Source organism: Streptomyces sp. NPDC022910 (assembly GCF_055561075.1).
Genome location: NZ_JBVHHL010000039.1, coordinates 66,779 through 73,533, shown reverse-complemented (window position 1 = coordinate 73,533; position 6,755 = coordinate 66,779). Strand labels below are relative to the sequence as shown.

The 6,755-nt window shown below is 68.1% G+C and carries 8 protein-coding genes; 5 read left to right on the top strand and 3 right to left on the bottom strand.

Annotation, left to right across the window (positions count from 1 at the left end; translation table 11 throughout):
• Positions 1-302: 302 nt before the first annotated feature.
• Entirely contained in the window at positions 303-617 is a 315-nt protein-coding gene (locus tag ACZ3TS_RS29695; RefSeq protein WP_467623951.1) for a DUF6416 domain-containing protein, read from the bottom strand.
• A gap of 304 nt (positions 618-921) precedes the next feature.
• Between ACZ3TS_RS29695 and ACZ3TS_RS29690 the strand changes: the two genes are divergently transcribed.
• The 4 genes from ACZ3TS_RS29690 to ACZ3TS_RS29675 all read left to right on the top strand — a co-directional run bounded on the left by ACZ3TS_RS29690 (position 922) and on the right by ACZ3TS_RS29675 (position 4,079).
• The gene (locus tag ACZ3TS_RS29690; RefSeq protein WP_467623949.1) at positions 922-1,110 is read left to right on the top strand and encodes a hypothetical protein; all 189 of its coding nucleotides are present in this window, start codon (positions 922-924) and stop codon (positions 1,108-1,110) included.
• Between the two features lie 208 nt (positions 1,111-1,318).
• Positions 1,319-2,983 (top strand): energy-dependent translational throttle protein EttA, encoded by a 1,665-nt coding sequence (ettA, locus tag ACZ3TS_RS29685; protein ID WP_467623947.1) that lies wholly within the window; start codon positions 1,319-1,321, stop codon positions 2,981-2,983.
• A gap of 2 nt (positions 2,984-2,985) precedes the next feature.
• Positions 2,986-3,396 carry an acyl-CoA thioesterase gene (locus ACZ3TS_RS29680; protein ID WP_467623945.1) on the top strand — a complete coding sequence of 137 codons (411 nt, stop codon included), beginning with the start codon at positions 2,986-2,988 and terminating at the stop codon, positions 3,394-3,396.
• Positions 3,393-4,079, top strand: coding sequence for a DUF8185 domain-containing protein (locus tag ACZ3TS_RS29675; protein WP_467623943.1), 687 nt, complete (start codon positions 3,393-3,395; stop codon positions 4,077-4,079). The genes ACZ3TS_RS29680 and ACZ3TS_RS29675 overlap by 4 nt, the downstream gene beginning before the upstream one ends.
• 101 nt (positions 4,080-4,180) lie before the next feature.
• On the opposite strand, the gene ACZ3TS_RS29670 is transcribed toward ACZ3TS_RS29675, so the two are convergent.
• Together ACZ3TS_RS29670 and ACZ3TS_RS29665 are read right to left on the bottom strand one after the other, a co-directional pair.
• The gene (locus ACZ3TS_RS29670; RefSeq protein ID WP_467623942.1) at positions 4,181-4,618 is read right to left on the bottom strand and encodes a transposase; all 438 of its coding nucleotides are present in this window, start codon (positions 4,616-4,618) and stop codon (positions 4,181-4,183) included.
• A 642-nt stretch (positions 4,619-5,260) separates the two neighbouring features.
• Complete coding sequence (locus tag ACZ3TS_RS29665) at positions 5,261-5,674, bottom strand: globin (RefSeq protein ID WP_467623941.1); 414 nt, start codon at positions 5,672-5,674, stop codon at positions 5,261-5,263.
• 90 nt (positions 5,675-5,764) lie between these two features.
• Here ACZ3TS_RS29665 and ACZ3TS_RS29660 point away from each other — a divergent pair, with 90 nt between their 5' ends.
• A complete protein-coding gene (locus ACZ3TS_RS29660; RefSeq protein ID WP_467623940.1) occupies positions 5,765-6,745 on the top strand; it encodes a methyltransferase domain-containing protein in 981 nt (326 codons plus the stop codon).
• Positions 6,746-6,755 lie beyond the last annotated feature (10 nt).

The following is a 6,755-nucleotide window of genomic DNA, read 5'->3' as shown; positions in this document are numbered from 1 at the left end:
CGTCGGCCTACTCGGTGACCTTCAATCGATCACTCGGGAAGGTACGCCCATCGCGCGCCTCCCGAGCCCCGATCCACAGGTCTTGAGCATTGCTCTGCCGAGGAGCTATCGAACTCCTAATGCGGTGCTCACGTAATGCGGTGCTCACGCACGAACGCCCTTCCGGGTCGCCTTGGGGCCGTGGAAGGGCGCTCAACGATGACAACGCCGTTGGCTGCCGACGGCTCAGCAGCATGGGAGGACGTTGATCGATTAGGCGACCGCGGGTTACGGCCGCCGGTGGTCAGTTGTGGCTGTGCAGATCACGCAGCGCCGAGCTGAGCGGCCAGGAACACCGCCGCCACCGAGGGGCGGACTGCGTACGTTGCGCCCGCGCTCCCCTCGGGAGCCTCCCACCAGTAGAACGGAAGCCGCCGCTCACTGTTGCTGTGTCCCTTGCTCATCCCGGACAGCACCCCTGCCACGCGCCGCGCCGGATCACTCTCGTTCGGCCCGCCCAGGGCCTTACCCACCAGCTCCGTGCAGTGGATCCTCCGGCCAGGGTTGCGCAGCAGGTACTGGAACACCCGCCGGGCCTGCGGCGCGAGTTCGGCCAAGAACATCGCGGCGCGCTCCAAGTCCTCCGGACCCCATTCAGAGGCTCCGTAGTGCCCCGCTTCGCCAGAGTGCTTAGCCCATCGTGGATCAACCTCAGACAGGTACTCCGTCATGCCCGCCCCAAACAGTCAGTGCCTAGCGTGTGTGTCGTTCGCACCGTACAGACCCGCCAGGGGACACTGCCTGTCGAATCCGTGTCGAAGTTCTACCGGCGACCCGCTCAGCTGAGGAAGACCCACAGGTCAAGAGGAGGGCGGGGCGCACCCACAAAGCGCCTTCTAAGCGCATGGCCGCACGGCCTGGCTGAGCGGCTAGCTTGCCGCCATGACCGATGACGTTGTTCTCCGACTGGACCGCGCCAGCGCCGAGGACCTGTACGAGGTGCTCTGGCTAGTGGGCGAGCACCTTGCTGCCGGCGCGCCCATCCCGGCGGTGCCTCACGAAGCCAACGAGCGGCTGGGCCGAGTGATCAGCACCCTGGGCGGCTCGCTGGGCAAGGCTGCCCCCTTCTGAACATGTGGGGCTGGGCCGTCCCTGGGCCGTGCGAGGTCGCCCGAGGCCGACCAACAGCGACCGACAGTGACAGACGAGCCACCGCCGCCACCAGCGAAACCCCAGGTCAGAGGGGTCCGACCAGACGGGTTTCCGCTCAGGGGTGGCGGTCAGGCAAGATGGGGTGTATCTGCCCACTGCCAGATTTCAAGCTGCCGGACGGTTTCTCTTGGCTGAGTTCATTTACACCATGCGCAAGGCGCGCAAGGCGCACGGCGACAAGGTGATTCTCGACGACGTCACCCTGAGCTTCCTCCCGGGTGCCAAGATCGGCGTCGTCGGCCCGAACGGCGCCGGTAAGTCGACCGTCCTCAAGATCATGGCGGGTCTTGAGCAGCCGTCGAACGGTGACGCGTTCCTCACGCCCGGCTACAGCGTCGGCATCCTGCTGCAGGAGCCCCCGCTGAACGAGGAGAAGACCGTCCTGGAGAACGTCCAGGAGGGCGTCGCCGAGATCAAGGGCAAGCTCGACCGGTTCAACGAGATCGCCGAGCTCATGGCCACCGACTACTCGGACGCGCTGCTCGACGAGATGGGCAAGCTCCAGGAGGAGCTCGACCACGCCAACGCCTGGGACCTCGACGCCCAGCTCGAGCAGGCCATGGACGCCCTGGGCTGCCCGCCCGGCGACTGGCCCGTCACCAACCTCTCCGGTGGTGAGAAGCGCCGCGTCGCCCTGTGCAAGCTCCTACTGGAGCAGCCCGACCTGCTGCTGCTCGACGAGCCCACCAACCACCTCGATGCCGAGTCCGTGAACTGGCTGGAGCAGCACCTGGCCAAGTACCCGGGCACCGTCGTGGCCATCACCCACGACCGCTACTTCCTGGACAACGTGGCCGAGTGGATCCTCGAGCTCGACCGCGGCCGCGCCTATCCGTACGAGGGCAACTACTCCACGTACCTGGAGACCAAGGCCACCCGCCTCAAGGTCGAGGGGCAGAAGGACGCCAAGCGGCAGAAGCGCCTCAAGGAAGAGCTGGAGTGGGTCCGCTCCAACGCCAAGGGGCGGCAGGCCAAGTCCAAGGCGCGTCTGGCCCGCTACGAGGAGATGGCCGCCGAGGCCGACAAGATGCGGAAGCTGGACTTCGAGGAGATCCAGATCCCGCCGGGCCCGCGTCTGGGCAATGTCGTGGTCGAGGTGGACAAGCTCAACAAGGCCTTCGGGGAGAAGGTTCTCGTCGACGGACTCTCCTTCACCCTGCCGCGCAACGGCATCGTCGGTGTCATCGGTCCGAACGGCGCGGGAAAGACCACGCTGTTCAAGATGATCCAGGGTCTGGAGGACCCCGACTCCGGTTCGATCAAGGTCGGCGAGACCGTCAAGATCTCGTACGTCGACCAGAGCCGCGAGAACATCGACCCGAAGAAGACGCTGTGGGAGGTCGTCTCCGACGGGCTCGACTACATCAACGTCGGTCAGGTCGAGATGCCCTCGCGTGCGTACGTGTCGGCCTTCGGCTTCAAGGGCCCGGACCAGCAGAAGCCGGCCGGTGTCCTCTCCGGCGGTGAGCGCAATCGCCTCAACCTCGCGCTCACTCTGAAGCAGGGCGGCAACCTGCTGCTGCTCGACGAGCCGACCAACGACCTCGACGTCGAGACGCTGTCTAGCCTTGAGAACGCTCTTCTTGAGTTCCCGGGCTGCGCCGTCGTCGTCTCCCACGACCGGTGGTTCCTCGACCGCGTCGCCACCCACATCCTCGCCTACGAGGGCGACTCCAAGTGGTTCTGGTTCGAGGGCAACTTCGAGTCGTACGAGAAGAACAAGATCGAGCGACTCGGCCCGGACGCGGCCCGTCCGCACCGTGCCACCTACAAGAAGCTGACCCGGGGCTGATCTTGCGGCACATCTACCGCTGCCCGCTGCGCTGGGCGGACATGGACGCGTACGGCCACGTCAACAACGTGGTGTTCCTCCGCTACCTGGAGGAGGCACGCATCGACTTCCTGTTCCGCCCGGACAAGCAGTTCAAGCAGGGGTCCGTGGTGGCGCGCCATGAGATCGACTACAAGCGGCAGCTGGTCCACCGGCACGCGCCGGTGGACATCGAGCTGTGGGTCACGGAGATCAAGGCCGCGTCCTTCACGCTCGCCTATGAGGTCAAGGACCCGGACGAGATCTACGTCCGGGCCTGTACGGTGATCGTTCCGTTCGACTTCGAGGCGCAGCGGCCGCGACGGATCACGGCCGAGGAGCGGGAGTTCCTCACGGAGTACATGGACGACGAGGAGGAGGCCGTCGCCGCATGACGGTGCTCCACCTCGCCGACGACGGGGAGGCGGCGGACCTGGCCGCCTTCCTCTCCAGGCTGATCCACTACGACCGGGGTGCCGCGGTGCGACTGCAGGCGACCGGGACGACGCTGGCGGTGTTCGGGCGGCCGCCGTCGTTCGAGGTGCTCGCGGTCCGTGCGGTGCGGCTCGCCAAGCCGTACGAGAACGGGCTGGACATCGGGCTCGACGTGACCGTCTCGGCGGGCGAACTCCTGGAATCCGTCGACGAGTCGGCGGCCACGGCCACCGTGCCGGCCTCCGTCACCGGACCGCCCTGGGCCGGGGTCCTTCCGCCACGCGGCGGCTGGCGACCCGAGCCGGGACTGCCCGCCCCCGACGCGCTGCGGACGACCGTGGCCGCGGCGGTCGCCGAATTCCGGTCTCGCACACAGAAGTTGGCGCCCGAGCGGCGGACGCGGGCCGAACTCGACCGGATCGGCAGGGAGATCTGGTCGCGCACGATAGGGGACACAGGGCTGCCGGTGCGGGCCGTACACGCAGCACAGTCGCTCGGCTTCCTGCGCGCCGCGCCGCAGGGGCCCGGCACCGAGCCACTGGGGCTGTTCTCGTCGGGCACGTGGCTGAGGCTGCGCACGCCGTTCGGGTCGATCGCCGTGCGCCGGGCGGGACTCGGCGTTCTGGACGTCAGCGTCCGCTGACGGCGCGATCGCGCGGTCCGGAAACCCACGTGCGAAAACCATGAGTCGGAAACGTGTGGGCAGGGAGCTGAAGTTCCCCCCTGATCTTGGACAGCGGATGCTTACGCTGCGGGGGTGAAGTCTTGCTGCAGCCTGGCTCGGGTTTCGAGTGGGGTGAGGTACCCGAACTCGGGGTGTTTGCGGAGCCTGGTGCGGTTGTACTCGACTTCGATGGAGCGGAAGACGTCGGCGCGGGCCGCTTCGCGGCTCTCCCAGACGGTCGTGCCGATCTCCGCTTTGAGCAAACCGAAAAAGCTCTCGGCTGCGGCGTTATCGTAGCATATGCCGGTTCTCCCCATGCTCTGCCTCAGGTTCAACTTCCTTATTTCCCGGCGGAATTCGCTACTCGTGTACTCGCTTCCCCGGTCGCTGTGCATGATGCAGCCGGGCCCCTCGGCACTCACGCCTAGCTCCCGGGCGACCTCGGTCACGTTCCGACCGGAGGAGCGAACCAGCTCCACCGCGTCCCGCTTGAACTCGGCCGTGTACCGCTTGCTCATGTTGCTCTTGCCACTCAACCTGGACTGCTTCCTCCGGGACCCAACCGTCCCAGTATCAGGCTGTCCAGCTCAGCGGGGGAACTTCAAGCCTGCGGACCGGAGATCTGCGTGCCGGACTTCCGGGTGCTGGTGGGCCGGGTGCCGGAATGCTGCGATCGGGGAGCTGTGGGCCGGAAGCTTGCGGCTCAGGCAGGCGGCCCCGATCCGCGGGCGGGAGATCTCCGGTTCGGAACCCCGCGGACCGGAAACCCGAGGGCCGGAGATCTGCGGGCCGAAGAACAGCGGTCCGAAAACCGCTGCCGGAAGCCACGGGCCGGCGCACCGGGGATCGGAAACCCGCGTGCCGCAAACCCACGGGCCGGCGCACCGGAGATCGGAAACCCGCGTGCCGCAAACCCACGGGCCGGAACCCAAACGTCGCAAACCCCCACGGGCCGGAAACCCGAGTGCCGCAACCCATGCGCCGGAAACCCAAACGTCGCAAACCCCGCGGCCGGAAGCCCATGGGCCGGAAACCCAAACGTCGCAAACCCCGCGGCCGGAAGCCCGGTTACCGGACCTTCGCGGTCCGGAAACCCACGGGCGGAAACCATGAGCCGGAAGCCCACGGGCCGGAAACCTCTGGCCAGGAACGCCGTTGGCTCACTCCGGGGTGTTCACCATCGACGCCGCGGCGTACGTCAGGTAGTTCCACAGCGTGGTCCTGTGTTCCTCGGAGAGGCCGAGTTCGTCGACGGCGACGCGCATGTGCCTGAGCCAGGCGTCGTGGGCGGCCTGGTTCACGGTGAACGGGGCGTGGCGCATGCGCAGACGGGGGTGGCCGCGGCTTTGGCTGTAGGTCGTCGGGCCGCCCCAGTACTGGATCAGGAACAGGGTGAGGCGCTCCTCGGCCGGGCCCAGATCCTCCTCCGGGTACATGGGCCGCAGGATCGGGTCCTCGGCGACTCCCTCGTAGAAGCGGTGCACGAGGCGGCGGAAGGTCTCCTCACCGCCGACCTGCTCGTAGAAGGTCTGCTCCTGAAGCGTGCCGCGCCGAATCTCTCTCACGTGGTCCATGGTCTCAGACGCGACGACCGAGGACCCAGGGCTTAGGACCACCCCTCCCGCATGCTAGCCCCGGGCCGCCTCGCGCAGCACAGTGGAGACATGGCCGCGCACACTCTCGATCACGTACTTGAGACCCTTGCCACCTCGGCACGGGCGGAACTCGTGCGGGAGATCGACGCGAGCGGTGTCTGGGACGCCGATCCCGCCTGGCGGGAGGTGTTCGAGGCGGTGCCGCGCCATCTCTTCGTGCCGTACTACTACGTGGGCGCCGTCGGCGGCTACGAACGCAGATCGGGCGACGATCCTGACGCGCGGCACAGGGAGCAGTGGCTGCGCGGCGCGTACGAGGACGCCCCGCTCGCCACTGTCGTGCGCGAGGGCGAGCTCGTCTCCTCCAGCAGCCAGCCCTCGCTGATGGCCCAGATGCTGGCCGAGCTGGAGGTCGAGGACGGGAACGCCGTCCTGGAGATCGGCGCCGGCAGCGGCTACAACGCCGCCCTGCTGGCCCACCGCCTCGGCGACGACCTGGTCACCACCATCGACCTCGACCCGGAGATCACCGAGTGCGCCCGTCAGCATCTTGCCGCCGCGGGCTACCACCCGGCCGTGGTCACCGGCGACGGCGCGCGCGGTGTGCCGGAGCGCGCCCCTTTCGACCGGATCATCGCGACCTGCACGCTCAGTTCGGTCCCGGGCGCGTGGCTCGCGCAGTGCAGTCCGGGTGCCCGGATCCTCGCGCCGTTCGCGACCGGGCTGATCGCCCTTCGGGTGCGGGACGGCGAGCATGCCGAAGGACGCTTCCTGCATACGCCCGCCTACTTCGTACCGCTGCGCGGCGGCACCCGGGTCGAGCCCGAGCCGCGATATCTGGGCGGGCTCCCGGCCCGGGCCCGCGGCCACGAGCTGTTCCGGTTCCTGCTGGCCCTGACGCAACGCAGCCTCGGCCCGTACGAGGCCTACATGCTGTGGGAGCGCGAGGAGCGGCCCGCGCGCGAACGGTTCGGGATCACGGTCGGCGGCGACCGCTCCTGGGCCTGGCTGGACGACCCGGAGGGGCCGAACACCTGGCCGCTGCCGTGATGGCGAGAGC

Excerpts from the sequence above, each read along its gene's own strand:
- ACZ3TS_RS29690 (WP_467623949.1), top strand. The coding sequence starts at position 922 with ATGACCGATGACGTTGTTCTCCGACTGGACCGCGCCAGCGCCGAGGAC.
- ACZ3TS_RS29675 (WP_467623943.1), top strand. The coding sequence starts at position 3,393 with ATGACGGTGCTCCACCTCGCCGACGACGGGGAGGCGGCGGACCTGGCC.
- ACZ3TS_RS29670 (WP_467623942.1), bottom strand. The coding sequence starts at position 4,618 with ATGAGCAAGCGGTACACGGCCGAGTTCAAGCGGGACGCGGTGGAGCTG.
- ACZ3TS_RS29665 (WP_467623941.1), bottom strand. The coding sequence starts at position 5,674 with ATGGACCACGTGAGAGAGATTCGGCGCGGCACGCTTCAGGAGCAGACC.
- ACZ3TS_RS29660 (WP_467623940.1), top strand. The coding sequence starts at position 5,765 with ATGGCCGCGCACACTCTCGATCACGTACTTGAGACCCTTGCCACCTCG.